The following is a 26,019-nucleotide window of genomic DNA, read 5'->3' as shown; positions in this document are numbered from 1 at the left end:
CATCGCATGCGTCGCGCGTTGCTCGCGATCACCGGTCTGGCCGCCAGCACCACCGCCCTGGTGGTGCTCAAGGGCTCGCCGGGCACCACCCAGGTCGCCCAGAACCTGCCGACCGCGCAACCGGTCAACCCCAGCGGACCGGGGATCGACCCGAGCGTCGCCCCGGCCGCCGATCCGTCGGGTGCGGCGCCGAAGCCGTCGGAGACCGCCGACGCGTCGGTGTCGCCGAAGCCCGGCAAGACCACCGCCAAGCCGTCCGGCACGAAGACCACCGCGAAGGCTCCGACCGCGCCGAAGACCACCACCAAGGCGCCGCAGTCGACCACCCGACGGGTCACCGGGCCGCCGGTGGACACGGCGGACGACTACGGGTACGTGCAGGTGCAGATCGTGGTCTCCGGCAACAAGATCATTGACGCGACCACCCTGGGGTTGCCGAGCGGCGGCGAGTCCGACATTCACAGCGGCGACGTCCGCAGCAAGTACAACGGCACCGGTGGCGAGGTGGTGCAGAAGCAGAGCGCCAACCTCAACACCGTCTCCGGCGCCACCGCCACCAGCAACGCGTACAAGTCGTCGCTGCGGGCCGCCATCGAGCAGGCGTTCTGACGTGCCGGCCGCGATGACCCGGCCCGGGTTGTGCCGGGTCGAGCACATCATGGGTACGACGATCACCCTGGACCTCGCCGACGACCTGTCTCCGGCGCGACTGCGGGAGCTGGCCGACGACGTCTTCACCTGGATGCACGAGGTGGACGCCCGGTTCAGCACGTACCAGTCGGACAGCGAGGTGTGCCGGTTCGACCGGGGCGAGGTGCTGCTCTCCGAGGCGTCGGCGGACCTACGCTTCGTGCTGGAGGCCTGCGCCGACCTGTGGGGCGTCACCGACGGGTTCTTCGACGCGTACGCCACCGGCGGGCTCGACCCGTCCGGGTACGTGAAGGGCTGGGCAGCGCAGGTCGCCTCCGACCGGCTCCTCGCCGCCGGGGCGGCGAACCACTGCGTCAACGCCGGCGGCGACGTCCGCGTACGCGGCTTCTCGCCCACCGGCGAGCCGTGGCGCATCGGCATCCGGCACCCGTGGGACGAGATGGCGACCTGCCTGGTGCTCGCCGGCACCGACCTGGCGGTGGCCACCTCCGGCGTCTACGAGCGGGGCCGGCACGTGCGGGACCCTCGCCGGGGCGCGCCGGCCACCGGACTGCGCTCGGTGACCGTGGTCGGCAGCGACCTGGGTGTCGCGGACGCCTACGCCACCGCCGCCCTGGCCATGGGCGCGGCCGGGATCGGCTGGCTGGACCGGCTGACCGACCACACCTACGCAGTGGTCACCGACGACGCCCGCCAGTTCCACTCCGCCGCCCTCCCGCAAACGGCCTGACCGGACCCCGCCCCGCACCACTCTCCGCGATCTTGCGCCCGCGCCCTGCCCCCGCGATCTTGCAGTTTCGGTTGCCGATCCGCCCCTTGTGATGGGGAATGCCGCGACACAAAGTGCAAGATCGACGAGGTTGGGTGGGGCGGGGGTGGGGGGGGGTGACGGGTCTAGCGGAGGGGGCGGTGGGTGGTGGCGGGGCGGGTGCCGGTGGGGCGGGGGCGGCCGGGGCGCGAGCTGGTTGGGCGGGTGCCGGCCCAGCGGTGCCCTCGTTGGCCGCGCCGGGGCGGCTCGGTGCCGCCGGGATACGGCGACCGGTCGTGTGTGGACATCGTTCCCCCGTTCGTGGCGCGCGTTCGCGCGGTCACCTGCTCAACGAGGACCGGTGGCCCGGCGACGCTGTCGGTCACCGGATCGGATCGTCGGCCGGCCCCGGCTCACCTTCCCCGGCGGGGCAGCGGCAGGTGCCCGGGGAGCAGGTCGTGGGTGAGCGTCACCCCGCTGGCGCGCAGCGCCTCGATCAGGGTGTTCTGCACCAGGTACGAGTCGGGGAGCTGCCAGCGGGCCTGCTCCGGCGCGACCGCCCAGCGGACGGTCCCCTCCGGCAGCCGGGTCGGCGGCGCGGGGATCCACGAGCCCGGCCCGTGCCGGACCACGTGGAAGCAGTGCTCCAACTCGGGCCGCAGCGGGTCACCGGGACGCACCAGGAACATCCACCGGCCGGTGGGGGTCACCAGCACGGGCCCGCGTACGCCGGTGCCGGCCGGGTGGGTCTGCACGGCGTCGAGTACGTGCCGGCCGAGGTGCGCCGGCACCTCCAGCACGTCGAAGGTCCGCCCGGTGGGCAGCAGCACACCGTGTGGGCGGGTCCGCCACCAGGTGGCCACCCGGGCCGGGTCGGTGGTGGCCGCCAGTTCCCAGTTCTCCAGCGCCGGGTGGCAACCCACGGTGGGACAGCCGGCCCGACCGCACACGAACCTGCTGCGGGCGAGGCAGGCGCCGGGCGTCACCTCCCACCCGTGTACGGCGTACCGGATGGCGACCCGGCGCAGCCGGACGCGTTCCAGCGGCGACAGTTCGGCGACGCGTGGTCCGACGTTCCCCCACATGTGTGCCATCTCCCCTCGGTCGGGCCCGGCGGACGCCAGGTCGCAGTTCGAGCGCCGTCACTGCCGTAACCCACGATCGTTGAGGTTGACGAACGGCTCATGCAACTTGCACGAAAAGTACGAGGACTGGCTGTCCGGCTGACGTACAGGCTGTGCGACCAGCGAAAACTGCAAGACGAACGACTGATCGCCGCACCCGCGGACAGCGCCCCGCCCTTCGGCGGTGGCAGGGGAGGGATGGGGAGATGGACGAGCTACCCATTGGCCGGCGAGTGGCCTACTGGCGGGGGCGACGCAAGATGTCGCAGCAGGTCTTCGCGGACCGCCTGGGCAAGTCGAAGAGCTGGGTCGACAAGGTCGAGCGGGGCGTCCGCCGGCTGGACAAGTTCTCGGTCCTCTACGAGATCGCCGACATTCTGCAGATGGACGTGCAGCTTCTGCTGGGCCGCGACCCGGAGCGGCGTACGGACGCCTTGAACTGCATCGACCAGATCGAGGTGCAGGAGATCCGGGCCGCCCTGGAGCGGTACGACTCGATGAGCGCGTACTTCGACGCCGTGCCGTACCCGCCGCCGCTGGACGACATGCGCAAGGCCGTCAACCACGCCTGGCTCACCTACCAGTACGGCCGCTACGGGATGCTCACCCGCGCGCTGCCCAAGCTGCTGCGTGACGCGCAGGCCGCCGACGCCGCCTACAGCGGGGCGCAGGCGCCGGAGGCGGCGCACCTGCTCGGGCAGGTCTACCAGATCGCCTCCTCGGTGCTGCGCAAGCTCGGCGAGTTCGAGCTGGCCTGGCTGGCCGCCGACCGGTCGATGGCGGTCGCCCAGCGCGCCGACGACCCGCTGCTGGCCGGCATCGCCACCACCCGCGTCTGCAACGCCCTGGTCGCCATGGGTCGGGCCCGGCCGGCGCTGGAGCTGAACGTCCAGATCGCCAACCGGTTGGCCCCGGGCGGCAGCAACGAGGTGTCGCCGGCCCGGCTGTCCGTGTACGGGATGCTGCTGTTGCAGGGTGCGATGGCCGCGTCCCGGATCGGCGACTCGGCCAGCGTCGACGACCTGATCAACTGTGCGCAGGAGGCCGCCACCCTGCTCGGCGGCGACCACAACCACTACTGGACGTCGTTCGGCCCGACGAACGTCGAGCTGCACCGGGCCGCCGCCGCCGTCGAGCTGGGCGACGGGGGCCGCGCCGTGGAGGTCCACCAACTGCGCATCGCCGAGCCCGACTTCAACGCGCTGCTGCCCGAACGCCGGGCCCACCACCTGCTCGACATCGCCCGCGGGTACGCCCAGATCGGCGACGTGGCCAACGCCGGCGAGATGCTGCTGCTCGGCGACCGGCTCGCGCCGTCGGAGATCCGCTGCCGGCCGATCGCCCACGAGGTGATGTCCGACGTCCTTCGTCGCACACGGGGTGCGCCGCCTTCTCCGGTAGCGGAGTTGGCTGAGCAGATGGGAGTAGGGGTATGAGCGCGGAGCCGGTGTGACGACCGGCCAACCACACACCAGCGAGCACCGTGCGGTGCTCTACGTCATCGCCTGCGGTTCGCCGTTGGCCCGTCACGTCGGCCGCCTGGTCGAGTTGGCCCAGGCCGACGGCTGGGACGTCTGCGTGGTCACCACGCCGGACGGCGCGAAGTTCGTCGACCAGGCGGCACTTCACCGACAGACCGGCCACCCGGTACGGACGCACTACAAGAACCCCGGCGACCCGGACGTGCTGCCGCCCGCCGACGCCATGGTCGTCTGCCCGGCGACCGTGAACACGGTCAACAAGTGGGCGGCCGGCATCGCCGACACCCTCGCGCTCGGCCTCCTCGTCGAGGCACAGGGCAAGGGCATCCCGATCGTCGCCGTGCCGTACACCAACGTCGCGATGGCCGCCCACCCGGCGTTCCGGGCCGGCGTGGCCCGGCTGGCGGACTGGGGGATCACCGTGCTCTTCGGTGACCACGTGGTGGCCCTGCACCCACCCGGTACGGGGGAGCAGCACATGCACGCCTTCCCCTGGGCGATGCCGCTCGCCGCGCTGCGGACCGTCGCGTACCGCGCGGCCTGAGCCGGCCCGGCGCGTTGGCGGCGGGTCGACGGCGCTGCCGCACCGGCAGCCGGCGCGGTGTCGCCCAACCGGCGGTGCGCGCCGCGCGGTCAGACCTGCGGCTCGCACGGCGTCGCCAGCTCGCGGCCGGCGAGGGGCGGCCGGACCGCTGGCCGACGCGGCCGGGGCCGGGTGTCACCGCCCGATGGCCACTACGCCGGTAAGCTGGCCCGCCGTGAGCACAAGCCGATCCGCCGCCACGGTGAGCGACGTGGCGGCCGAGTTGGAGCGCCGCTATCCGCCCGTCTGGGCGCAAGAGTGGGATCGTGTCGGCCTGGTGCTCGGTGAGCCGACCGCCCCGGTCCGCCGGGTGCTGTGCGTGGTCGACGTGGTGCCCGAGACGGTCGCCGAGGCGCTCGCCGTCGAGGCCGACATGATCGTCGCGCACCATCCGCTGCTGCTGCGCGGGGTGTCGTCGGTCGCGCCGACCACCGTCAAGGGGCGGATCGTCCACGACCTGATCCGGGCCGGCGTGGCGCTCTACGCGGCGCACACCAACGCCGACGTGGCCTCCCCGGGCGTCTCCGACGCGCTCGCCGCCCGGTTCGGCCTGACCGGGCTGCGCCCGCTGCAACGGCCCGCGCCCGGCTCTCCCGCCCACGGTGACGACCGTGGATTCGGCCGGATCGGCGACCTGCCCCACCCGATGACCCTCGCCGAGCTGACCCGGCACGCCGCCGCCGTGCTTCCCGTCACGTCCTGGGGAGTTCGCGCCGCAGGCGATCCCCGGCGTATGGTTCGTACCCTCGCCGTCAGCGGCGGGTCGGGAGACAGCTTCCTCGGCGCCGCGACCGCCGCCGGGGTGGACGCGTTTCTCACCTCCGACCTGCGGCACCACCCGGCCAGCGAGCACGTCGCCGCCGATGGTCCCGCCCTGATCGAGGCCGCCCACTGGGCGACCGAACGACCGTGGCTGGACGACCTGGCCGCCTTCCTGCGGGAGGCGCCGGGCGTCGAGACGCTGGTGTCCGACCTGGACACCGACCCGTGGACCGTGCACGCCGCCGCACCCGTTGTGGACGACAAGGAGCCCGACCGTGAAGGCTGACCCCCAGGTCCAGCGCCGCCTGCTCGACCTTCAGGCGCTCGACACCAACCTCGCCCAGCTCGCGCACCGCCGCCGGTCGCTGCCGGAGCGGGCCGAACTGGAGGCACTGGCCCGGGAACTGTCGTCGCTGGAGGACGAGCGGGTACGCGCCCAGGTGGCGGTCGACGACCTGGACCGGGACATCGCCCGCCTGGAAAAGGACGTCGAGCAGGTCCGCGCCCGCAAGGAGAAGGACCAGAACCGGCTCGCCGCCGGCACCGGTCCGGCCCGGGAACTGGAGGCGCTCCAGCACGAGCTGGCCTCACTGAACCGGCGTCAGGGTGACCTGGAGGACGCCGAGCTGGAGTTGATGGAGCAGCGGGAGACCGCCCAGGGCGTCCTCGACGGTGTGGAGCAGCGGCTGGCTGACGCCCGGGAGAAGCGGGCCGCCACCGAGCAGCGCCGGGACGACGCGCTGGCCGAGATCGCCAAGGACGAGGAGTTCAAGCGGGGCGCCCGGCAGCCGCTCGCGGCCGACCTCCCCGCCGAACTGGTCACCCTCTACGACAAGATCCGCGAGGACACCGGGCTGGGCGCGGCGCTGCTCACCGCCGGCCGCTGCGGCGGCTGCCGACTGGACCTCTCCGGCGCCGACCTGGCCCGCATCCGCAAGGCCGCCCCGGACGACGTGGTCCGCTGCGAGGACTGCCGGCGGATCATGGTCCGTACCAACGAGTCGGGCCTGTAGGTCGTGGCGCCGCGCGTGGTCGTCGTCGAGGCCGACGGCGGGTCCCGGGGCAACCCCGGGCCGGCCGGCTACGGCGCGGTGGTGCGCGACCCGGAGACCGGCGAGGTGCTCGCCGAGCGCGCCGAGTCGTTGGGTACGGCGACCAACAACGTCGCCGAGTACCAGGGCCTGATCGCCGGTCTGCGGGCCGCCGCCGAGCTGGCCGCCACCGAGGTGGACGTCCGGATGGACTCCAAGCTGGTGGTCGAGCAGATGTGCGGCCGGTGGCAGATCAAGCACCCCGGCCTGCGTCCGCTCGCCGCGCAGGCGGCCGCGCTGGTGGGCCGCTTCGGCGCGGTCCGCTTCACCTGGATCCCCCGCGAGGAGAACCGGCACGCCGACGCGCTCGCCAACGCCGCGATGGACGCCGCCGCCGGCCGACCCACCCCAACGGCGTCCCCGAGCGCACCGGCCTCGGCCAGCGCACCGGCCGGAGGCACGTCGACGGGCAGCGACCCGGCGACCGCGCCGGCCTCCTGGGAGCCCCGTCCGAGCTTCACCGCCACCCGGCTGATCCTCGTGCGGCACGGCGAGACCGCGTACACCGAGCAGGGCCGCTACTCCGGCCGCGGCGACGTGCCGCTCTCGGAGCGCGGCCGGGCCCAGGCCGCCGCCACCGGCACGCGCGTGGCCGCGCTGGCCCCGTCCGTCGCGGCCGTGCTCAGCTCACCCCTTTCCCGGTGTACGGCCACCGCGGCGGCGATCGCCGACGCGATCGGCGACGTGCCGGTCCGCACCGAGGCCGACCTGATCGAGTGCGACTTCGGGCAGTGGGAGGGGCGTACCTTCGCCGAGGTACGCCAGCAGTGGCCGGGGGAGATGGACGCCTGGCTCGCGTCGGCGCGGATCGCCCCGCCGGGCGGCGAGTCGTTCACCCAGGTGGCCGAACGGGTGCGTCGGGTCGTCGAGGCGCTGCCGAAGGCGTACCCCGGAGAGACCGTGGTGGTCGTCTCGCACGTCTCGCCGATCAAGCTGGCGCTGCGCGACGCCCTCGCCGCCACCGACGGCTTCCTGCACCGGCTCTTCCTGGACGCGGCCGGCATCTCGGTGCTCGACCTGTGGCCCGACGGCGGCATCGCCGTCCGCACGGTCAACGACACCGCGCACCTGCCCGCCGCCTGAGCAGCGCGCCCCCCGCCGTTCAGCGCAGCCGATGCGCCGTTCGGCGCAGAGCCGTCCGCGCCCTGATCGTGACGGCGGTCACAGAGTCGTAGCCTCCGGCCGTTACATCGAGTGCCTCGACTCCCCGGAGGTGTGTCAGATGGCTGCACCCGAACCGGAGGCGCCTACCACGGCGTCATCCAGGGCGAAGGACCACAGCCCCTGGAACTGGTTGCTCCTGATCCCCATCGTGGTGCCGCTGGTCCCGGCGTTCTTCAACAGTGACGCGCCCCGGATCTTCGGATTCCCGCGCTACTACTGGCTGCAACTGGCCTGGATCCTGCTCGGCGTCGCCACCACGACGCTCGTCTACCAGATGACGAAGAAGCGGGGTGTGCGGTGAGCGCGAGGAGTGAGCCGGTTTTGCGAGCCCCGCAGTCGCGAACGAAGGGGGTTTGCTGATGTGGCGCGACCATCTCACCGAGATCATCGTTTTCTCGTTGCTGTTCCTGCTGGTCAGCGCGATGGGCTTCGTGGCCGCCCGCTGGCGCGCGCCAAAGGACATGGCGCACCTCGACGAGTGGGGCCTGGGCGGGCGCAGCTTCGGCGGCTGGATCACCTGGTTCCTGGTCGGCGGTGACCTCTACACGGCGTACACCTTCGTGGCGGTGCCGGCCCTGATGTTCGGGGCCGGGGCGGCCGGGTTCTTCGCCGTGCCGTACACGATCGTCATCTACCCGCTGGTCTTCCTGGTGCTGATCCGGCTCTGGTCCGTCTCGCACCGGCACGGCTTCGTCACCCCGGCCGACTTCGTCCGCCGGCGGTTCGACTCGCCCGTGCTGGCGCTGCTCATCGCGATCACCGGGATCGTCGCCACCATGCCGTACATCGCGCTGCAACTGGTGGGCATCGAGGCCGTGCTCAAGACGATGGGCGTGACGGGTGACAGCACCCTGGCCCGGCACCTGCCGATCATCATCGCGTTCGCCATCCTCGCCGCGTACACCTACCAGTCGGGGCTGCGCGCGCCCGCGCTGATCGCGTTCGTCAAGGACAGCCTGATCTACATCGTGATCCTGGTGGCGGTCATCTACCTGCCGTACAAGCTCGGCGGTTGGGGCGACATCTTCGACGCGGCGGACGCGAAGTTCCAGGCGTCACCGAACCCGAACGACGGCATCCTGCTCAACGGCAACAACCAGTTGCAGTACGTCACGTTGGCGCTCGGTTCGGCGCTGGCCCTGTTCCTCTACCCGCACAGCATCACCGGCGTCCTGGCCAGCCGGAACCGTGACGTGATCAAGCGCAACATGTCGGCGCTGCCCGCGTACAGCCTGCTGCTCGGGTTGATCGCGCTGCTCGGCTACATGGCCATCGCGGCCGGCGTGAAGCCGCTGCCGGGGGCTTCGGCCGGCAGCGTGGACAACAACACGATCGTGCCGCTGCTGTTCGACCAGCAGTTCCCGGACTGGTTCGCCGGCGTCGCGTACGCGGCCATCGGCATCGGCGCGCTGGTGCCGGCGGCCATCATGTCGATCGCGGCGGCGAACCTGTTCACCCGCAACATCTACAAGGAGTACCTGAAGAAGGACGCCTCCCCGGCTCAGGAAGCGAACGTCTCGAAGATCACCTCACTGGTGGTCAAGGTCGGCGCGGTCGCCTGCATCGTCTTCCTCGACCCGCAGTTCTCGATCGATCTCCAGCTCATCGGCGGCGTCATCATTCTCCAGACGCTGCCGGCGGTGGCCCTGGGCCTCTACACCCGCTGGTTCCACCGGACCGCCCTGATCGCCGGCTGGGTCGCCGGCATGGGCCTCGGCATGTGGATGCTGTACCAGGTCGCCAGCCCGACGAAGAAGCACTTCGGTGGCTCGGCGTTCCCGCTGGAGAAGTTCGGCTTCGACACACCCAAGACGATCTACGTGGGCATCGTGGCGGTGCTGGTCAACCTTGCCGTCGCGGCGCTGGTGACGCTGATCCTGCGGGCTCTGAAGACGCCCGAGGGAGTCGACGGCACCGAACCGGACGACTACTTCGCCGACGAGGGCGACCCGCGCGTCACCCCCGACGCCGACCGCGACGCCGACGCCGCCCGCGAACCGGTCGCCTGACCGCGTTCCCTGTTCCCGTTCCCCGGGCGCCCGCCGCGAGGCCGGCGCCCGGGGCCGTTCAGCAGTCCCGCCCGCCGCCCGTCGCCCCTCGCCTGCCGCCCCTCGCCCGTCGCCCCTCGCCTGCCGCCCCTTGCCCGTCGCCCCTCGCCTGCCGCCCCTTGCCCGCCGCCCGCCGCCCGTCGCCCCTTGCCCGCCGCCCGTCGCCCCTTGCCCGTCGCCCCTTGCCCGCCGCCCGTCGCCCCTTGCCCGTCGCCCCTTGCCCATCGCCCCTCGCCGGTCGCGGGTCGCACTTGCCCGTCGCCTGTTGTGTGCGCCGGTCGCGCGTTACCACCATCAAGATCGTGCTCGATCCTTGTTGTAGTGGTGTCGGGTGGCGGGGATGCCACTACATCCAGGATGTTGCGCGATCTTGGCGGCGAATGGGTGCGGCGCAGCGCCCGCGGCCGGGCGGTGGCGGTGAAAGGGGCCGCGCCCCGACCTCCCGCGTCGATCATGGAGTTCTGGTGCCCGGATGATGACTAACTGCGCCGGTTCGTACTCCACCACAACTCCATGATCGACAGGGCCGGGCCGGGCCGGGGCCGGGCCGGGCCGGGGCCGGGTCGGGCCGGGCTGGGTCTGGTCGGGCCGGGTCTGGTCTGGTCTGGCCGGGTCGGGCTGGGCCGGGCGGGGCGGGGCGGGGCCGGGCTGGACCGGGCCGGGCAGGGCAGGGGCGGGCTCGGACGGGCAGGGCTGGGGCGGGCTGGGCAGGGGCGGGCCGGGCTGGGTTGGAGGGGCAGGGCAGGGAGGGGTGGGCCGGGGTCCCGCCCAGGTCAGGCCGGGGTGGGATGTGCGCAACATCAGGGATGTTGCTGCCTCAACTGCGTCGGAGACCGCAGTATCGGTGATGTTGCGCGGATCTTGGCGGGTTAGCGGGGGCGGTTGCGGTTTACCAGGGCCTGGTTGAGGCGGCCCAGCAGGGCTGCCAGGGTGGAGCGGTCCTCTTGGCTCCAGTCGGAGAGCATGTCGCCGTAGAGCCGGGTGCGGGCGGCCTGCACGGCGGCCATCCGTTGGAGGCCGGCGGTGGTGGGGGAGATGACCGTGCCGCGCCCGTCGCTGGGGTCGGGGGCGCGGGCGATGAGGCCGTCGCGTTGCAGGGCGGAGACCTGCCGGGTCACCGTCGAGCCGTCCAGGTTGAGCCGCGCGGCGAGCGCGGAGACGTTCTGCGGGCCGGCGGCGTCGAGGTGCCGCAGGATGACGTACGCCGCGCGGTCGAGCACCCGGTGCTCGGCGGACCCGGTGGCCCGCCGGGTGGCCTCGCCGAAGCGCATCAGCAGGGCCACCTCGGTCTCGATCAGTCCGAGGGTGCTCTCGTCGTCGTCGCTCATAGCTGTAGGATACAGGGTAAATACCTGTACGATACAGCTAATTGGGGAGTCGGAGTGGATCGGTCATCCGAACCAAACCGCAGTGCCATCTACGCCACCACGCTGGTGGCGTTCCTCGCCATCGCCGGCATCGCCGTCGTCGACCCGATCCTGCCCGCCATCGGCGAGGCGATCGGCGTCACCGCCTGGCAGGTCGAGTTGCTGTTCACCGCGTACATCGCGGTCATGGCCCTGGGCATGATCCCGGCGACGCTCGCCAGCGGCCGGTTCGGTTTCAAGCCGGTGCTGGTCGCCGGTGTCTCGGTGGTCGGCCTGGCCGCCATCCTCGCCTCGTTCAGCGGCAACATCGTGCAGCTCTCCGTGCTGCGCGGCGTGTGGGGCCTCGGCAACGCGATGTTCTTCGCCACCGCCATGGTGGTGCTGGTCAACCTGGCCGTCGACCGGGAGTGGGTGGTCGGCCTCTTCGAGACCGCCCTCGGCCTCGGGTTCGCCGTCGGCCCACTGATCGGTGGCCTGCTCGGCCAGGTCTCCTGGCGGCTGCCGTTCTTCGTCTGCGGCGTGTTCATGGTCCTCGCCCTCGGTGTCGCCGCCCGCAAGCTGCGCGAGCCCACCAACCGCCAGGCCCCGGTACGCGTCGGCCAGATCTTCGCCACCTACCGCCGCCCGGCGTTCATCGCGCTCTGCGTGGTCACCGCCGCGTACAACTTCGTGTTCTTCGTCGTGCTCGGCTACACGCCGCTCTTCCTCGGCCTGGACGTCGTCCCGCTGGGGCTCGCCTTCACCGGCTGGGGCCTCGGCCTGGCCACCGGCATCCTGGTGATCGGCCACCGGCTCGCCCACCGGATCGGCGCGGTGCAGACCGTCGGCGTGGCCATCGCCGGGCTGCTGGTCTGCATGGTCCTCTTCGCGACCTCGACCAGCACCGCCGAGGCGCTCGTGGTGCTGGTGCTCGCCGGCCTGTGCATGGGCCTCGCCAACGCCAACCTCACCGACCTGGCGCTCGGCCTCGGCTCCAGCGACCGCCGGCTCGCCACCGGCGCGTTCAACCTGGTCCGCTGGGGTGCCGCCGCGCCCGCCCCGATCATCTCCGGCAAGCTCGCCGAGCAGTCCCTGGCGCTGCCGTTCTGGGTCGGGTTCGGGGTGCTCGCCGTCGGCGTGCTGGTGTACCTGGCGTTCGCGCACATGATGGCCGCCGGCTACGGCGAGCGGGTCCTCTGGTCCCGCTGGAACCGCGCCGCCGTCGACACCGAGCACGCCCCCGAGGAGCCGGTGGGCGAGGCGTACTGAGGGCTGGCGTCCGGCGGGTCAGCGCAGGGCGCGGTAGAGCAGGTAGAGGCCGATCGTCGTACCGAACACCACGATCAGCGTCTTGAGCACCACCGCCGGCAGCCGGCGGACCAGCCGGGCGCCCACGTACCCCCCAAAGAGGGTGGCGGGCGCGACCACCGCGACCACCGCCCAGTTCAGCGGGCCGAACAGGGCGAAAATCACGAGTGTGGTCAACCCCACCACGGCCGAGAGCAGATTCTTGATCGCGCTCACCCGCGCCAGGGTCGCGTCGAGCACCAGCGCCAGGCCGGCGACCAGCATCACCCCGAGCGCCGCGCCGAAGTACCCGCCGTACACCGCACCGAGCGCGACCATCGTCTGGACCGCGACCGTCCGCTGGCGTGGCGACAGGTCCCGGGGGTGACCGACCAGCCGGCGTAGCGGGTCCTGGAAGGCCAGGACCGCGGTCGCGCCGAGAACCAGAAAGGGTACGACCAGCTCGAACGCACGGGCCGGGGTCGCCAGCAACAGCAGCGCCCCGACGATCGTGCCGACGATCGTGGTGGGCACCAACGTGGCGAGCGCGCGGGGGCGCGGCAGGTCCTGGCGGCTGCCCGCCACACTGGCGACGTACCCGGGAAAGACGGCGACGGAGTTGCTGACGTTCGCCGGCACCGGCGGCAACCCGACCGCGATCATCGCCGGAAACGTGATCAACGAACCACCGCCGGCCACCGCGTTGACAGTGCCCGCGGCGAGACCGGCGGCGAGCAGCAGCGCGGCGTGGGAGAGATCCATAGCCCCACGAGGCTAGCCCGGCCGACTGAACCCCCGCACGATCGGCTGGCTAATCGCCCGCTCGCCGACGCCAAACCTCACTGGGTTGGCCGTCGTGACCCCGTTCAGCAGGTCAGCCCGGCGCGCACCCCGGGCGACCGGGGTAGCGTGCCGCCGCTGTGGCACGCTTCAGCGATGATCGAACTCGCGGACATCGAGGCGGCCGCCGGCCGGATCGCCGGCCACGTGATTCACACACCCACCGTTCCCAGCCCCGGCCTGTCCGAGCTGCTCGGCGTGCCTGTCACCGCCAAGCTGGAGCTGCTGCAACGTACCGGGTCGTTCAAGGCGCGCGGCGCGGCGGCGAAGCTGCTCGTCCTGGACGATGCCGAGCGGGCGGCGGGCGTGCTGGCGGTCAGTGGTGGCAACCACGGCATCGCGGTCGCCGTGATGGCCGGCGCCCTGGGTGTGGCGGCGACCGTCGTGATGCCCCGGACGGCGCCGGCGCGTGCCATCGAGGTGGCCCGCGCGGCCGGTGCCGACGTCCATCTGACCGACGGCATGTCCGCCGCGTTCGCGCTCATGTCCCGGCTGCGGGAGGACGGACTGACCCTGCTGCACCCGTTCGACGACCCGGTGGTGCTCGCCGGGCAGGGCACGGTCGGACTGGAGTTCGCCGACGACGCCGGTGAGTTGACCGACGTGCTGGTCAGCGTCGGCGGTGGGGCGCTGATCTCCGGAGTGGCTGCTGCGCTACGGGCACGCCGACCGGGGGTACGCGTCTGGGGCGTGGAGACCGAGGGCGCGCAGGCGATGTCGCTGGCCCTGGCCAAGGGTGGGCCGGTCGAGGTGCCGCTGTCGTCGATCGTCACCACGCTCAGCGCGCCGACCGTCTCGCCGCTCACCTACGACCACGTGGTCGCCCTGGTCAGCGACGTGCTCGTGGTCTCCGACGCCGAGGCGGTACGGGGGACGGTGGAGTTGGCCGAGCATGCGAAGGTCTGGGCCGAGCCGGCCGCCGGATGCCTGCTGCCGGCCGCCCGCCAGGTACGGGAGCGGGTAGGTGACGACGCCCGGTTGGGTCTCGTGCTCTGCGGCGGCAACTCGACGGTCGCCGACGTGGTGTCATGGACGGCGCGCCTGGGGGCCTGAGCGCCGCCGTCTCGCCCTCGTCGGCCGCACCGGCCCGCCAGCGTCATCGGCTGAGCCGGGGCGGAACAGGGTATCCCCGCCACGCCGTTAGGATGGGGGCGCGACGGACGAGTCGACCGGGCGGTCGCGTCGGCGGGCTTCGGCCCGCCGCCGAGGAACGTCCGGACTCCACAGGGCAGGGTGGTTGTTAATGGCAACCCGGGGCGACCCGCGGGACAGTGCCACAGAAAACAGACCGCCGACCCCATTGGGGACGGTAAGGGTGAAACGGTGGGGTAAGAGCCCACCAGCACCCCGGGCGACCGGGGTGGCTCGGTAAACCCCACCCGGAGCAAGGCCAAGCAAGGGCCGTCACCGCAAGATGACGACCCGGCGCAGACGCTTGAGGGCTGCCCGCCCAATGTCTGCGGGTAGGCCGCTAGAGCCTGCCGGCAACGGCAGGCCGAGATGGATGGCCGCCGCCGGCGTGAAACCCCTCGGGGTACGCGCCGCGCACAAAATCCGGCGTACAGGTCGACTCGTCCGTCGCCCACCAGCTCAGAGGCCTGATCAAGGCTCTGAGCTGGTTCTATGTTCGGGCGTCGATGGTCATTCATGGTCAACATCGGGCGGCGTTTGACGCCCTGGAGACGCCCTGAGCGCGAGCTCAGTTGACCCCCTTTCGCGTTGGGCTGGCTGTGCCGCTGTGGGGCCTCGCGGGGGCGGGCCGCGCCCCTGCGGGTCGACGGCGGACGGCGCTGACGGCCGAGGGCGGACACCACATTGAGCGTGATGCCTGTGAGTCATCAAGATGACTCACAGGCATCACGCTCAATGGAGCGGGTGGCTCCGATCCGGCCGGACCACGGGCCCGCGAGCGGCGCGCCACCAGCGGCCGAAGCGGCCGGCGCTCGGTGGTCCTGAAGTTGGGGCCGGCGGCTGTGGGGGAGGGGCGGGCACGTCTTGGCGGTGGAGCCGGTGCCGCGACCCGGTGATGCGGTGGCAAGCCTGTCCCGGGGTTGGACTGGCGCGGCAGTCGGAAGCCCTGCCCCCGATGGCAGTCGAGGTGCCGGCTTCCGTACCGCTCGCTGGCAAACCGGCTACGCGAATCTCCCGGTGCCGCCCAACCGAATGTCCAGGTCTCGCAGGAGGGCGCCGAGCCGTCTGCTGGTCTCGGCGTCCATGGAGGGGATCGGTCTGCCTGCGGCCTGATGCTCGCCCAGGTCGTAGAGCGCGATGCGAAGGTCCTCGGCGGTGGCGAGGTCGAGACGCAGCTCGATCGGGTCGTCCATGCTGTGACCGTAGGACTCTGCCGGGCCACATCCGTGAGTGGGACGCGAACATGGTCGGCAAGCTGGCCCCGGCGACCCGGGCCGTGGTCTTCGCCCACCTGCGGACCATCCTTGGCGCGGCCGTCGACGACGAGCGGATCGTCAAGAATCCGTGTTCGGCAAAGTCGGTCAAGCCTCCGCGACCGGTGCAGCGCCGGGTGGTGCCGTGGACGTACGACGAGGTTTCGGCAATCCGCGGTGGCCTTGTCCAGCGGTATCGCGCGATGGTTGACCTGGGCGCCGGCTGCGGGCTGCGGCAGGGCGAGATTCTGGGGCTCGGTGTCGACGACATCGACCTCGACGCGGGATGGGTACACGTCTCACATCAGGTCAAGCGGCCGCTCCCGGCTCGTCCTCGGCCTACCCAAGAACGACCGGGACCGCCGGGTGCCGCTGCCGGACTCCGTCGCCCAGGTGCTGCGGCAGCACATCAAGGACTGCGAGCCGGTGACGCTCACCCTGCCGTGGGAGAACCCAGCCGACGACGAGCGGGTCAGCGGCCGCTTCTGTTTACCAGCACCCGGCGAGGTGCGATCAACCGGCGCACCTTCGACAACAAGAGTTGGCGCCCCGCCGTGGTGTCGGCCAGCATCACGCCGACCCGGGCCAGCGGCATGCACGCGCTACGCCTCGTCGCTGCTCGACGCAGGGGAGAGCATCAAGGCGCTCGCGTCGTACCTCGGCCACGCTGATCCCGGGTTCACCCTCCGGGTCTACACGCACCTGATGCCGGTCAGCGAGGAACGCACCCGAAACGCGATCGACACTCTGTTCGGTAAGGGATTGTGAGCAGGCGCGCTCCCGCCGGCCACTGCCACAGGATGTTCGCTGGCCGAATTTCGTCGTAGGCGTGGGCTAACCTCCCGCCGGGCGATGGACGCACATGGGGAGGACTGGATGGGGCAGAGTCGCGGAGTGATGCCCAGCCTTTACCGGGTAGCGGAGTACTGGATGTCGCGATACGAGGTCGTCTTCCCTGATCTCTACGCCACCTACATCGGTTGGGGTGAGCCGTTCTGCTTCAGGTGCAGCTGGCTAGCACCCGTTGACGACACGCAGGGGAGCCTTGCTGCGGTATGGGGTTCGGCAGGTGGATGGCTGGAGAGAGCGCATCTGCACGACTGGGCGCTCGGTGGATCAAATGAGCCGGACAACTTGGTGCCACTGTGCCGGCAATGCCACGACATCATGCCGGAGTTCTCGTGCAGGCAGTCGGCGATCTCCTATGTTCGCGATGGTGTGCGGAAGAATAGTTGGTGGCAGTTCTATACCGATGGGGCATTTGGGGCAAGCGCCGGTTTCCCTAACCCTCCCTTCAAGGCCAAGCTGATGCGTGATGCCTACGTGCGTTTTATCGAGATTGAGAGGCTGATCGCGGCGGCCACCAAGGGTGATGAGCGCGCCGTGGCGCGGGTGCGAGGGCTGCTGGGCGACGAGTCCTGGCCGGCCCTTCCCCCGGGATTGCGCGATCGTCCGGCCATCGACTCGGACGCCCTGGCCACGCCCTAACGAGGTGTCAGGCGAACGAAGCGCCTGCTCAGGGCACGTTTCGCGTTCATAAACCGGCGTACAGGGTCGACTCGTCCGTCGCCCACCAGCTCAGGGCCGTGATCGAGGCTCTGAGCTCAACGCTCCAGGGAAAAAGGTCGCCCGGCCGGTGAACCATAACGCCGCTCGTCCCGTTGGAGTGCCGACAGGCATCTGCATCGGTAGTCTCCGGGAGGGCCAGCGCTGATGAACAACTCGGGAACTGTCGGCCTTGAATACATGTCAAATGCCGACTCGTACAACGGGCCTTCTGATTTTGTTTCGAACCCCAGCACGTTCTATCGTCCCGTCGAGATGGGCGCGGCCATCCGATTCTCGGCCCCGCCCATCAAATCGCGTGAGTACCGGAAAGCCCTGAAAGAGTTGAAGGACGCGGTCAAGAGGGGTTCGGATCCAGGGCTGCAAGAATATCAACGGAATGATCTGGGCAGGCTAGTGGGAAAGATGGATGCGGGAACGCCTCCACGGAATGCTGATCATGCATTCAACATGATGTGGTACCTTCGCGTCAACGTGCGTGATTACCCGACGAGTGGGCCAACGTTCCAGAAGATTGAAGCGTTCTATAAACTGCACTCTCCACAACTCGTCCACGACAAATATCACCGACCGTCGGCGCGGCACGATATCGAGCCGTCGCGGTCGCAAGGTGAGGCTGCCGCCAGCGGAGACCTCGGCCGTAGGGTCGGCTTGCGCGAGAAGGCCAAGATCGGAACATCCGCCTTCGTGGAATTGGCCTCGATGCAAATGACTGGGACGGCCCATTTGTCCTACGACGGCGATGAAAAGTTTGGAACCCGACTCCGGGACAGGTTTAACAACAACGTCGACGAAACTAGAAGAGCACCTGGTCGGAAGTAGTGATGTCGGCGTATTCGACGTGAGGGCGGTAGCGTCCCGGGGTGAGCTTCGGCACCTACGCCCGCCGCGTGCGCGACGCTGCGCTGCCGTACCGGCACCGGGTTGGCGCGTTGAGGTCGTGCGTGCAGTTGTACCGACCGATCGGCTTCCACGCCACGCTGAGTTTTCTCGAGGAGATCGCTGGACCGTTTCACCGCGACGAGGCCGCGTTGCTGCGCGCGTTGGACGCTCTCGTGGCGAGCCGTGCGGGCTGGCATGCCGATCTCCGCGACTACACCGCCGAACGGAAGCTCGCCAAGCACCGGGGCCAGCGGAGCCTTCGTCCGACTGAGCCGAACCCGAACGGCTCTCCTCGCTGTTGGTACGGCGCCCCCGGACCGGCTGCCCTGCACGCCGTGCGGTACTGGCAACGTCATGAGGCACCTGCGCTGCTGGCAGAGCCGGATTCGACCACCTTGGAGCTGGCCGCCTGCGTCACCGCGTCCCTGGAAGCCGGCGGCGCACTGCTTCCCGCCCAACGAGAAATGTTGAGCGCAATCGTCGAAGCGCTACGGCAGCGGATGGGACCTGAGACGTGGCGCGATGACTCGCGCGCCTACTACCGGGCTTTCAACCTGCTGACGGTCGCACGGCACCTTGAGACGGCGGCCGATGCGGCGCCCACATCCGTCGGCATCGCGCGACCTGAAACGGTCGCGGGTTACGGCCGCGCGGCGACCTGAGCGACGAACGCCCGCCAAGCCGACGGACCGAAGGTCAGTGCCGGACCAGCAGGGTCTTTGCTGTCCCGTACGCCGACGATGCCAGGCAGATTTATGCGTGATCCGCGAGTTGCCCGAGCGGCACACGTACGACGGGTGGGTCTGGATCGAGGGTTACCAGCTCAACGCGGCGGGCGACGCGGTCGCGCGGCGCGAGTTGTACGTGCGACGGGCGGGCGTGTGGGCGCAGGCCCTGCCGGCCGGACATCGGCGAGGCACGGTGCGGATCGGATGAACGCCCGCCCCCGCCCGCACCTGCCGATGCGTCCGAGGCGGCTGTGCCGCAACTGCGCCGCACCCTGGCCGTGCGGCCCGGCCCAGCTCACTCTCACGGCCGAGTTCTACGGCCACTCCGTCGCCTTGGCGTTCTACCTGGCCGCGTCGATGCACGATGCGGTCGACGACGCGTACGGCCTGGGGTTGCGCCCGAACCTGCCGGCGATGCACGCCAGGTTCCTCGGGTGGTTGTCCCAGGCCCGGCGGCCTCGCCGGTCCGGTCGGGCTTGAAGTCCTGTCGGCGGCCTACACATGACGGCTCACGCGGGAACTGTCGCTCCCGCAGAGAGGTCGGTGCTGTCCGGCAGGTGGTAGACCACCAGCGTCTGTTCGGGTCGCTCGGCGACGTGGAACGCGGCGTGCGATACGGCGATCACACCCAGTCGGGGATGCCGGAGGCGTTTGCGGCCCGCGTGGCTGAACTGGATGTCGTACTGCGGCCACCACTGGCGTACCTCGGGGCTGATCTCGGTGAGTTCGGCCACGAGCCGGGTTACCCGCGGGTGACCGGGATGCTGTCCGGCGATCGCCCGCAGCCGGGCCAGGATGCTGCGCGCCTCCTGTTCCCAGTCGACCAGCACCTGGCGGGCGACGGGCTCGGTGAATACCCAGCGTACGACGTTGCCACCCGGCCCCACGCCCTGGAACAGCTCCGCTGCGGCGTGGTTGGTCGCGAGTACGTCGTAGCAGATGCCGGTGACGTACGCGGGGTTGTTGCCGAGCAACGCCGGAACACCGGCGATCTCGGGTGTCGCCTCCTCGGAGACGTCCTGCTCCGGCGCGGCTCCTGCGCCGGCGAGGTGGTGCAGGTGTTCCTGCTCGGCGTCGGTCAACCGCAGCGCTCGGGCGAGGGCGTCGAGCACCTGGCCGGAGGGGCGGACATCGCGGCCCTGCTCGAGATAGGTGAGCCAGGTGGCACTGATACCGGCCAGCAGGGCCAGTTCCTCCCGGCGTAACCCTGGTGTGCGGCGGCGCCGCGTGACCGGCAGACCCGCATCGGCTGGGGCTATCCGCTCGCGCCGGCTGCGAAGGAACGTGCCCAGCTCCTTGCTCACCCTGGGACCTCCAATACCAGAATAAAGCGGCTCTGGATACCACTCTAACGAGTCGTCAGGCTTGTCCCATGCGTGCTTGGACTGTTGCTTCAGAAGACGACGACGTACAGCTTTCCGATGTTGCCTCGCCGACCCTTCAGGGCGGTGGCGTGCTCGTGGAGGTGCTCGCCGCGCACCTGCCGGCGTACACGAAAATGGTGGTGAAGGGCAACCGCGGCGGCCTGCCCGTGCCGCTCATCCTGGGTCCCTCCTGCGTCGGCCGGGTGACTGACGTTGCGCCCGACGTGTTCCACGTCGCCCCGGGCGACGTCGTGCTGGACACGGCGCTGCTCGACGCGGGCGGCGGAGACGAGATCCTGGTGGGCTGGGTCGGCCTTGGCGGTTCCGGGGCCGGCAGCGAGCGGACGGATCGCATGCGTACGGTGTGGCGCGACGGTGTCTTCGCGGAAACGGCGCTGTGCGCCAAGGAAACGCTCGTCAAGCTGCCCGGCGCGGAGAACTACCCGGACCCGGCCCGTCTGTCGTTTGTGCCGTGGCTCTGCATCGCCGCCACGGGCCTGCACGCGGCGGGTCCGCTGACCGGCCGCGACGTCGCGGTGATCGGTGCGACGGGCCAACTCGGCGGCGCGGCGGTGCTGATGGCGCTCGCTGAGGGCGCCGCGACGGTGACAGCGGTGGGCCGCAACAAGGGGGCGCTCGACCGGCTGGCCGAGCTCGACCCCCGCATGCGTATCCACCGGCTGACCGGCGACCGTACGACGGATGCGGTGGGTATCGGCCCGGTCGACATCGCCCTCGACGCCCTCGGCGCTACGCCAACGGCGGACGCGACCATGGCCGCCTACGACAGCTTGCGGGGGCGCGGCACTCTTGTGCTCATCGGCGGCGTACGCCAAGACCTCACCATCGGGTACGGCGACCTGATGCGCCGCAGGCTCACCCTGCGCGGCTCCTGGATGAGCAACGACGAGACCGTGACCAACGTGTGGAACCTGGTCCGCTCCGGACTGCTGGACCTCTCCGCGATCGAGATGCGGACGGTCGGCCTGGACGACCCGGCGGCCGCCCTCGACCTGGCGGAGCACACCACGGGCCTCAGCTTCGTAGCCCTCGTCCCCTGACCGTCTGAGGGTCGGCACCTGGACCTGCCCGTCGGCAGGGCGGCGCAGGTCAACCCCGGGTGCCCGCATCCGGGGTTGACCACGCGGTGTACGTTCGCCGCCGTTATGACCAGCGACCGCGACGCGACGCCCAGCGAGGTGGCTACGCCGACGTGGCGAGGCAACGTCGGCTGCCTCGCGGTCGTCGTGATGCTGTGCGCCGTCTGGGCCGGAGCGACGTTTGTGCTCGGCTCGGCGATCGACTTCCGGCAACGCTTCGTCCCGTGGTTCGCCGAGCTGGCTTGCCAGGCCTCCGGCTGCGGCCGGCTCCCTATGGTCACGATCGGCTGGGGTGTGCGGGCGACTGCTGTCGTTGTCGTGGCCGTGCTTGCGTTCGCGTTTCGGCCGCGTCGACGGCTCTTCTACGTTCTCCTGCTCCCAGCTGTGGGGCTGGTTGTTTCAGGTCTGTTGCTCTCGGATGTCACGTACAAGACTGGCCACGAGCCGTGGATGAGAGACCTCGTGGTCGGGGTGCCGAACGGAGACGCCCTCGTGGTCGGGATTCACTGCGGGACGTGGGCCGGATGGTTGGCGCTCTTGACTATGTGGCTCGCGAGCGGCCGCGTGAAGCACGGTTCACCCCGCAACGTCTGGGCGTGGCAGCTCGTCCGCCTTGCGGCGCCCCTCCTGATGCTGCCTGCCCTGGTGATCGCGCTGGTCCTAGCGTAGTTCCGAGCCGAGACCGGAAAGCATTGGCGAGGCATGTTGTCAGGTGTCCGGCCATCTGACCGGACCGCTGAGGCGCAGCAGAGCCGCTACCTCTGGCCGATCGTCCCGACTGCACCACAGGGTGAGGCTCAGGACCGAGGGTCTTCGGCGTCCCAGCCGAGATCGGCGAGTTTACGCAGGACCGCGCCAACGCGCGGAGTCCAGAAGAGCAGAACCTGGTCGCGTCCCTCGACCTGGAAGGAGACGGCGGTCGCCGGCAGCGGAAACCGTCCGTGCAGAGGTCGGTGCGGCAGTGCCTCCACCTGGACGTGCCGCAAGGTGTCCGAGCTGGTACGTGACGACAGGGTCAATGTGCTGTCGTCAACGTGCAGCTTGACCGTTGGCCAGGCCATCCGGCGGACAGCCCTGAGCGGGCTGCCTCGGGTGAAGTCGAGGCGGTCGACGTAGGTGAGCCCACCGCGCGTATCGAAGGCATTCGAGATCACTGAGGGATGGTAAGGGGGCGAGCACCGGGTGGGCGGGGTCGGCTCACCGTCCCGTGCCGCGGGGATGACGGTGGGGCAGTGCCGTTGGGCTTGCATCTGTTACCCGGGTACAGGCTTACCGTCGGGGCTATGAGCGATCGCCACGTCACGGCGGACGAGGCCTGGGTGCCGGATGCCTGCACCCTCCCGACGGCCCGAACGGCCGCTGCGGCTCGCCGAGTTCGATCGGTTCTTCACCACCGAGGTACGAGGCGTCGACCGACTGTCGGCGCGGCATCTGCGGTTGCGCCTCGACGGTGCCGCCCGGGTCGAGGAGTTGGCGCGGGACCTGGCGGCCCGAGAGTCGTCCTGCTGCGCGTTCTTCACCTTCGGCTTCTCCCGGCCGGACCCCGACCTGCTCGACGCCGGCAGACACCAGCACCGGGGCCGGTCCGACACCGGCCTCCAGGTGCGTGCCAGGGAGAAGCTTGTGGAGATCGAGCAGAAGTTGGCCGACCTGACGGTCATCCGCGACACGTTGCGGGACGCCATCTCGGCCGGCTGTGACGACCTGGTCACCTGCGCCGCAAGCACCTGCTGCCCCCTGCCCTTCGCCGAACTGGCGGAGCAACGTCAAGAGGGGAGCCGCGCCCGCTGAGTCCAGCCAAGCGACGAACCGGCCGGGTGGGTTGCCCCACCCGGCCGGTGTCAGGAACGCCGTCTCAGTGCTTCTTGAACACCGGCATGGTGTCCAGGGTGGTGGTGATGTTCTGCGTGGTGCCGCCCCGGTACGTCTTGCCGGTGAAGATGTCCGTCCAGGTGTTGCCCGGCGGGAACCACACCGACGTGGTGGCGGTGTCGCCCGGTGTCGTCACCGGTGCCACCAGGTAGTCCGGACCGTAGAGGTACTGCGAGCCGGCGGTGGCGTACGCGGCCTGCTCGTTCGCGTACGCCAGGTACATCGAGCGGACGATGGGCGTACCCGTGCGGGTGGCCTCCTTGGCGGCGGCGTAGGTGTACGGCTGCAGTTCCTTGCGCAGGTTCAGGAACTTCTTGGCCGACGCGTTGGCTGCCGGGCCGTACTGCCAGGGCAGCCGGTCGCTGTGGTTGGAGTGCAGCCGGTCGATCGGCTGGAACGTGCCGAACTGCACCCAGCGGGCGTACAGGTCGTCGGGCAGCTTGGTGCTGCCCGGCTCGCTGCCCGGCTCCCGCAGGCCACCGGTGTGCCCGCCGATGTCGTGGCTGACGGCGGCCAGCCCGGTCGCGGCCGACTCGCCCGGCGTGTAGCCGACCTCCATCTGCAGGGTCGACCAGTCGCTGGTGGTGTCGCCGGTGAAGTGCAGCGTGGTGCGCTTGTCGGCCCACGGTCCGGTCACCACCGGGGTCGGGCTGCTGTAGCCGCCGGCCTGCAACGACCCGTACGCCCGGGAGAACGCGAAGCCGGTCTTGTCGGCGTACTGCTGGTTGATCCACGCGTCACCGGTCACGCCGGCGAGCGACGACTTCGTGTTGTCGCAGCACCAGTCCAGCCACCACAGGTCCGGGCCCTTGCTGCCCTTCGGGATCATCCCGTCGTGCAGCTGCATATACGCCTTGAGCTGGTCCGGGTCGCCGAAGTCGAACGTGTAGCAGTCCGGGCCGCCGTTGCAGCCGACGCGCTGGAGCTTGCCCTTCGCGGTGGCCTGCGCCTGGGCGAACTTCGGGTCCGAGCCGAGGATGCTCGGGTGGATGTTGATGCCGGTGTGCAGGCCCTGCTTCTTCGCCCAGTCGAAGAACGCCTTCGGGTCGGGAATGCGGGTGGGGTCGATGCTCCAGCCGTTCCACTTGTCCGGCGCCTTGATGTCGGTGTCAAGGACAAGAACATCCATGGGTACGCCCTCAGCCCTGGCCCGGTCCACCAGTGCCTGGAACTCGGCGGCGGTGCGGTCGTAGTACTCGGAGTACCACACCCCGTACGCCCACTTGGGCAGCAGCTTCGTGGGGCCGGTCAGGGTCGACAGGTCCGCCAGGCCACGGGTGAAGTCCTGCCCGTACGCGAAGACGTAGCCGTCCTGCTCGGGAGCGGGCCGGGGCTTGGTGGTGCGCAGGGCCGAGGCCGAGTCGTCGAGCAGGTACCAGCCGTCCTGGTAGAGCAGGCCCGGTGCGGTGAGCGCGGAGCCGGTCACGCCGTCCAGCCCCCGGCGGTAGCCGCCGAGCGGCGCGTGCGGGGCGAGCAGCGGGGAGTCCTTGCCCGTGACGGCGACCGTGTCGACGTTGATGTTGCAGCTGGCGTCGGTGGGGCAGCCCAGCGTCACGGTGTTGGTGCCACCGTCCAGGTGGACCGGGACGGCCACCGTGTTCCAGTAGTCCCATCCGCTGGTCGGCGGCAGGGTCGCCGTGACCGGTGCCGCCGTCCCCGGCGTCACCGACATGGTGCGCGTCTGGCTCGGCTGGGCGCCGGCCTGGCCGTTGGCGTAGCGGATCTGCACCTGGTAGTCACCGGCGGCGGGTACGTCCGTCACGGTGAGCGCCACGGCGGCGCTGGTGTTCTCCAGGCCGGCCAGGAAACCCGTACCCGAAGCGCCGTTGTGGTCGTTCGCAGGCCGCGCGCCGCCGGCGAGCGCGCCGGTCTCGGCCTCTCCCAGGGTGCCGAAGCGCAGGGGCTGCGGCCGGGGTGCGGACGGCGCGGGGAACGGGTCACCCGGGTTGACCACCGCGAGGCTGTCGATGTTCATGTTGCCGGAGTCGTTGGGACCCCGCACGACGCTGATCTCGTGCCGGCCGGGGGTGAGGTCGACCGGCACGGTGGCCAGGCCCCAGGTGTCCCAGTTCGCGGTCGGCGGCAGGGTCAGCGTGCGGCCGGCGTCGCCGTCGACCTGCACGGTCAGGGTGCGGTCCACGTTCTGGCCGTCGCCGCCGGTGCTGTTGGCGTAGCGGACGGCGAGCTGCCTGGTGCCGCCCTCCGGCGCGTCGAGCGCGAACGTCACCGAGTCGCCGGACGCGGAGAAGCCCGCCGCGAAGCCGCGTCCGGTGTATCCCCGGTGGTCGGTGGCCACGCCGGGACCGTTGAGTTGCAGCGACTCGGCCTCGCAGAGCGCGCCGAACGCGCAGGCCGGCGCGGTGTGGCCGGCCCAGGGCTGGCCCTGCACGGTCTGCTTGCCGGTCTTGAGCCGCACGGTCAGGTTGTCGGCGGTGAACGCGCCCGAGCCGACCTGGTAGCGCAGCGTCATCGCGCCGGTGTCGATGGTGAGCCAGCCGTGCTCGACGCGCTTGGTGAAACGCGTACGGGCGAAGTCGTCGCGCCCGATGGCGTTGAACGTGGCGGCGTCGGTGAACCGGCCGTCCTTCTGGTACTCGGTGCGGATCAGGGTCGGGGAGAGCACTTCGAACCGTGCGTTGCCCGACCGTACGGCGTCGTCCTGCGCGCCGTGAGGTTTGGCCTGGGCGGGCGCGGAGGGGGCGAGCGCCAGGCCCGTGACGAGAATGCCGACCGCGGCGGCTGCTGTCGCCCGGCGGCGGGGTGAGTTCCGATAGAGCAAGATGCGCTCCTCGTCTCATATGGAGGAAATGAGTCGATGACAACGCTGTCACTCGCCTGAAACGCATGTCAACGGGCGGCAGCGGGTGTCTCTTCTCTCTTTCCGGCGCGATGTGCGGGCGGCCGGTACGCGATGTGCGGGCGGCCGGTATGCGATGTGCGGGCGGCCGGTACGCGACGTGCGGGCGATGTGCGGGCGGCCTGCCTACGGCCGTCCGCT

Annotated in this window: 27 protein-coding genes, 1 other RNA gene and 1 pseudogene; 21 read left to right on the top strand and 8 right to left on the bottom strand. The window is 70.7% G+C overall.

What is annotated here, in order from left to right; translation table 11 throughout:
- Positions 1-6 precede the first annotated feature (6 nt).
- Together ACQP03_RS26170 and ACQP03_RS26165 are read left to right on the top strand one after the other, a co-directional pair.
- A complete protein-coding gene (locus ACQP03_RS26170) occupies positions 7-609 on the top strand; it encodes an FMN-binding protein (protein ID WP_357393504.1) in 603 nt (200 codons plus the stop codon).
- A gap of 49 nt (positions 610-658) precedes the next feature.
- Positions 659-1,381: an FAD:protein FMN transferase gene (locus ACQP03_RS26165; protein WP_357132624.1), complete on the top strand. Its 723-nt coding sequence runs from the start codon at positions 659-661 to the stop codon at positions 1,379-1,381.
- A gap of 431 nt (positions 1,382-1,812) precedes the next feature.
- Here the strand turns inward: ACQP03_RS26165 and ACQP03_RS26160 are convergent, their stop codons facing one another.
- Positions 1,813-2,484 carry a bifunctional DNA primase/polymerase gene (locus ACQP03_RS26160; protein ID WP_355051440.1) on the bottom strand — a complete coding sequence of 224 codons (672 nt, stop codon included), beginning with the start codon at positions 2,482-2,484 and terminating at the stop codon, positions 1,813-1,815.
- Positions 2,485-2,729: 245 nt separating this feature from the next.
- Here ACQP03_RS26160 and ACQP03_RS26155 point away from each other — a divergent pair, with 245 nt between their 5' ends.
- The 7 genes from ACQP03_RS26155 to mctP all read left to right on the top strand — a co-directional run bounded on the left by ACQP03_RS26155 (position 2,730) and on the right by mctP (position 9,613).
- The gene (locus tag ACQP03_RS26155; protein WP_355241353.1) at positions 2,730-3,959 is read left to right on the top strand and encodes a helix-turn-helix domain-containing protein; all 1,230 of its coding nucleotides are present in this window, start codon (positions 2,730-2,732) and stop codon (positions 3,957-3,959) included.
- Between the two features lie 13 nt (positions 3,960-3,972).
- The gene (locus tag ACQP03_RS26150; protein ID WP_357132629.1) at positions 3,973-4,548 is read left to right on the top strand and encodes a flavoprotein; all 576 of its coding nucleotides are present in this window, start codon (positions 3,973-3,975) and stop codon (positions 4,546-4,548) included.
- 250 nt (positions 4,549-4,798) lie between these two features.
- Positions 4,799-5,635, top strand: a complete 837-nt coding sequence (locus tag ACQP03_RS26145; RefSeq protein ID WP_433461215.1) for a Nif3-like dinuclear metal center hexameric protein — start codon at positions 4,799-4,801, stop codon at positions 5,633-5,635.
- Positions 5,625-6,362, top strand: a complete 738-nt coding sequence (locus ACQP03_RS26140; protein WP_357132632.1) for a zinc ribbon domain-containing protein — start codon at positions 5,625-5,627, stop codon at positions 6,360-6,362. Before ACQP03_RS26145 ends, ACQP03_RS26140 begins: the two co-directional genes overlap by 11 nt.
- A 3-nt stretch (positions 6,363-6,365) precedes the next feature.
- Positions 6,366-7,523 (top strand): bifunctional RNase H/acid phosphatase, encoded by a 1,158-nt coding sequence (locus tag ACQP03_RS26135; RefSeq protein ID WP_357132635.1) that lies wholly within the window; start codon positions 6,366-6,368, stop codon positions 7,521-7,523.
- A gap of 139 nt (positions 7,524-7,662) precedes the next feature.
- Positions 7,663-7,905: a DUF3311 domain-containing protein gene (locus tag ACQP03_RS26130; RefSeq protein WP_357132638.1), complete on the top strand. Its 243-nt coding sequence runs from the start codon at positions 7,663-7,665 to the stop codon at positions 7,903-7,905.
- A gap of 58 nt (positions 7,906-7,963) precedes the next feature.
- Complete coding sequence (gene mctP, locus ACQP03_RS26125) at positions 7,964-9,613, top strand: monocarboxylate uptake permease MctP (RefSeq protein ID WP_357173727.1); 1,650 nt, start codon at positions 7,964-7,966, stop codon at positions 9,611-9,613.
- A 908-nt stretch (positions 9,614-10,521) separates the two neighbouring features.
- Here the strand turns inward: mctP and ACQP03_RS26120 are convergent.
- Positions 10,522-10,980, bottom strand: a complete 459-nt coding sequence (locus ACQP03_RS26120; RefSeq protein WP_357132644.1) for a MarR family winged helix-turn-helix transcriptional regulator — start codon at positions 10,978-10,980, stop codon at positions 10,522-10,524.
- A gap of 54 nt (positions 10,981-11,034) precedes the next feature.
- Here ACQP03_RS26120 and ACQP03_RS26115 point away from each other — a divergent pair, with 54 nt between their 5' ends.
- Positions 11,035-12,267: an MFS transporter gene (locus tag ACQP03_RS26115; protein WP_357132647.1), complete on the top strand. Its 1,233-nt coding sequence runs from the start codon at positions 11,035-11,037 to the stop codon at positions 12,265-12,267.
- An 18-nt stretch (positions 12,268-12,285) separates the two neighbouring features.
- Here ACQP03_RS26115 and ACQP03_RS26110 read toward each other — a convergent pair whose 3' ends face one another.
- A complete protein-coding gene (locus ACQP03_RS26110) occupies positions 12,286-13,047 on the bottom strand; it encodes a sulfite exporter TauE/SafE family protein (RefSeq protein ID WP_357173733.1) in 762 nt (253 codons plus the stop codon).
- Positions 13,048-13,221: 174 nt separating this feature from the next.
- Here ACQP03_RS26110 and ACQP03_RS26105 point away from each other — a divergent pair, with 174 nt between their 5' ends.
- Positions 13,222-14,178: a threonine/serine dehydratase gene (locus ACQP03_RS26105; protein WP_357132653.1), complete on the top strand. Its 957-nt coding sequence runs from the start codon at positions 13,222-13,224 to the stop codon at positions 14,176-14,178.
- A 108-nt stretch (positions 14,179-14,286) separates the two neighbouring features.
- Positions 14,287-14,703, top strand: an RNA gene (gene rnpB / locus ACQP03_RS26100) — RNase P RNA component class A.
- Between the two features lie 554 nt (positions 14,704-15,257).
- On the opposite strand, the gene ACQP03_RS26095 is transcribed toward rnpB, so the two are convergent.
- On the bottom strand, positions 15,258-15,449 hold the full coding sequence (locus ACQP03_RS26095; RefSeq protein ID WP_357132656.1) for a hypothetical protein: 192 nt from the start codon (positions 15,447-15,449) through the stop codon (positions 15,258-15,260).
- Positions 15,450-15,875: 426 nt separating this feature from the next.
- On the opposite strand from ACQP03_RS26095, the gene ACQP03_RS26090 reads away from it, so the two are divergent.
- The 4 genes from ACQP03_RS26090 (at position 15,876) to ACQP03_RS26075 (ending at position 18,619) form a co-directional block, all read left to right on the top strand.
- A complete protein-coding gene (locus tag ACQP03_RS26090; RefSeq protein WP_357173785.1) occupies positions 15,876-16,277 on the top strand; it encodes a hypothetical protein in 402 nt (133 codons plus the stop codon).
- 162 nt (positions 16,278-16,439) lie between these two features.
- Positions 16,440-16,997, top strand: a complete 558-nt coding sequence (locus ACQP03_RS26085) for an HNH endonuclease (RefSeq protein WP_357173788.1) — start codon at positions 16,440-16,442, stop codon at positions 16,995-16,997.
- A 225-nt stretch (positions 16,998-17,222) separates the two neighbouring features.
- Positions 17,223-17,897, top strand: coding sequence for a hypothetical protein (locus ACQP03_RS26080; RefSeq protein ID WP_357173791.1), 675 nt, complete (start codon positions 17,223-17,225; stop codon positions 17,895-17,897).
- Between the two features lie 41 nt (positions 17,898-17,938).
- On the top strand, positions 17,939-18,619 hold the full coding sequence (locus tag ACQP03_RS26075; RefSeq protein ID WP_357132668.1) for a hypothetical protein: 681 nt from the start codon (positions 17,939-17,941) through the stop codon (positions 18,617-18,619).
- On the opposite strand, the pseudogene ACQP03_RS26070 reads toward ACQP03_RS26075, so the two are convergent.
- Positions 18,598-18,711: pseudogene (locus ACQP03_RS26070) on the bottom strand (DUF397 domain-containing protein); the annotation flags it as partial. The gene ACQP03_RS26075 and the pseudogene ACQP03_RS26070 sit on opposite strands and share 22 nt — an antisense overlap.
- A gap of 5 nt (positions 18,712-18,716) precedes the next feature.
- Between ACQP03_RS26070 and ACQP03_RS26065 the strand changes: the two are divergent.
- Positions 18,717-18,893: a hypothetical protein gene (locus ACQP03_RS26065; protein ID WP_357173794.1), complete on the top strand. Its 177-nt coding sequence runs from the start codon at positions 18,717-18,719 to the stop codon at positions 18,891-18,893.
- Positions 18,890-19,165 (top strand): hypothetical protein, encoded by a 276-nt coding sequence (locus ACQP03_RS26060; protein WP_357173797.1) that lies wholly within the window; start codon positions 18,890-18,892, stop codon positions 19,163-19,165. Before ACQP03_RS26065 ends, ACQP03_RS26060 begins: the two co-directional genes overlap by 4 nt.
- Positions 19,166-19,194: 29 nt before the next feature.
- Here the strand turns inward: ACQP03_RS26060 and ACQP03_RS26055 are convergent, their stop codons facing one another.
- Positions 19,195-19,989, bottom strand: a complete 795-nt coding sequence (locus tag ACQP03_RS26055; protein ID WP_357173800.1) for a helix-turn-helix transcriptional regulator — start codon at positions 19,987-19,989, stop codon at positions 19,195-19,197.
- A gap of 68 nt (positions 19,990-20,057) precedes the next feature.
- Between ACQP03_RS26055 and ACQP03_RS26050 the strand changes: the two genes are divergently transcribed.
- A complete protein-coding gene (locus ACQP03_RS26050) occupies positions 20,058-21,110 on the top strand; it encodes a zinc-binding dehydrogenase (RefSeq protein WP_357132680.1) in 1,053 nt (350 codons plus the stop codon).
- A 105-nt stretch (positions 21,111-21,215) separates the two neighbouring features.
- On the top strand, positions 21,216-21,818 hold the full coding sequence (locus ACQP03_RS26045) for a hypothetical protein (protein ID WP_357173803.1): 603 nt from the start codon (positions 21,216-21,218) through the stop codon (positions 21,816-21,818).
- A 128-nt stretch (positions 21,819-21,946) separates the two neighbouring features.
- Here the strand turns inward: ACQP03_RS26045 and ACQP03_RS26040 are convergent, their stop codons facing one another.
- Positions 21,947-22,303, bottom strand: coding sequence for a hypothetical protein (locus ACQP03_RS26040; protein WP_357173806.1), 357 nt, complete (start codon positions 22,301-22,303; stop codon positions 21,947-21,949).
- A gap of 172 nt (positions 22,304-22,475) precedes the next feature.
- Between ACQP03_RS26040 and ACQP03_RS26035 the strand changes: the two genes are divergently transcribed.
- On the top strand, positions 22,476-22,940 hold the full coding sequence (locus ACQP03_RS26035) for a hypothetical protein (protein WP_357173809.1): 465 nt from the start codon (positions 22,476-22,478) through the stop codon (positions 22,938-22,940).
- Positions 22,941-23,004: 64 nt separating this feature from the next.
- Here ACQP03_RS26035 and ACQP03_RS26030 read toward each other — a convergent pair whose 3' ends face one another.
- A complete protein-coding gene (locus ACQP03_RS26030) occupies positions 23,005-25,800 on the bottom strand; it encodes a TIM-barrel domain-containing protein (RefSeq protein ID WP_433458836.1) in 2,796 nt (931 codons plus the stop codon).
- Positions 25,801-26,019: the final 219 nt, after the last annotated feature.

The sequence above is a fragment of the Micromonospora sp. CA-248212 genome (assembly GCF_050948405.1).
In the GTDB taxonomy this organism is placed as follows: Bacteria; Actinomycetota; Actinomycetes; order Mycobacteriales; family Micromonosporaceae; genus Micromonospora.
The sequence above is the reverse complement of the archived record's forward strand: the minus strand, read 5'-3'. Positions and strand labels throughout refer to the sequence as shown.

Excerpts from the sequence above, each read along its gene's own strand:
- ACQP03_RS26170 (WP_357393504.1), top strand. The coding sequence starts at position 7 with ATGCGTCGCGCGTTGCTCGCGATCACCGGTCTGGCCGCCAGCACCACC.
- ACQP03_RS26165 (WP_357132624.1), top strand. The coding sequence starts at position 659 with ATGGGTACGACGATCACCCTGGACCTCGCCGACGACCTGTCTCCGGCG.
- ACQP03_RS26160 (WP_355051440.1), bottom strand. The coding sequence starts at position 2,484 with ATGTGGGGGAACGTCGGACCACGCGTCGCCGAACTGTCGCCGCTGGAA.
- ACQP03_RS26155 (WP_355241353.1), top strand. The coding sequence starts at position 2,730 with ATGGACGAGCTACCCATTGGCCGGCGAGTGGCCTACTGGCGGGGGCGA.
- ACQP03_RS26130 (WP_357132638.1), top strand. The coding sequence starts at position 7,663 with ATGGCTGCACCCGAACCGGAGGCGCCTACCACGGCGTCATCCAGGGCG.
- mctP (WP_357173727.1), top strand. The coding sequence starts at position 7,964 with ATGTGGCGCGACCATCTCACCGAGATCATCGTTTTCTCGTTGCTGTTC.
- ACQP03_RS26120 (WP_357132644.1), bottom strand. The coding sequence starts at position 10,980 with ATGAGCGACGACGACGAGAGCACCCTCGGACTGATCGAGACCGAGGTG.
- ACQP03_RS26110 (WP_357173733.1), bottom strand. The coding sequence starts at position 13,047 with ATGGATCTCTCCCACGCCGCGCTGCTGCTCGCCGCCGGTCTCGCCGCG.
- ACQP03_RS26105 (WP_357132653.1), top strand. The coding sequence starts at position 13,222 with ATGATCGAACTCGCGGACATCGAGGCGGCCGCCGGCCGGATCGCCGGC.
- ACQP03_RS26095 (WP_357132656.1), bottom strand. The coding sequence starts at position 15,449 with ATGGACGACCCGATCGAGCTGCGTCTCGACCTCGCCACCGCCGAGGAC.
- ACQP03_RS26085 (WP_357173788.1), top strand. The coding sequence starts at position 16,440 with ATGTCGCGATACGAGGTCGTCTTCCCTGATCTCTACGCCACCTACATC.
- ACQP03_RS26080 (WP_357173791.1), top strand. The coding sequence starts at position 17,223 with ATGAACAACTCGGGAACTGTCGGCCTTGAATACATGTCAAATGCCGAC.
- ACQP03_RS26060 (WP_357173797.1), top strand. The coding sequence starts at position 18,890 with ATGAACGCCCGCCCCCGCCCGCACCTGCCGATGCGTCCGAGGCGGCTG.
- ACQP03_RS26050 (WP_357132680.1), top strand. The coding sequence starts at position 20,058 with ATGCGTGCTTGGACTGTTGCTTCAGAAGACGACGACGTACAGCTTTCC.
- ACQP03_RS26045 (WP_357173803.1), top strand. The coding sequence starts at position 21,216 with ATGACCAGCGACCGCGACGCGACGCCCAGCGAGGTGGCTACGCCGACG.
- ACQP03_RS26035 (WP_357173809.1), top strand. The coding sequence starts at position 22,476 with ATGCCTGCACCCTCCCGACGGCCCGAACGGCCGCTGCGGCTCGCCGAG.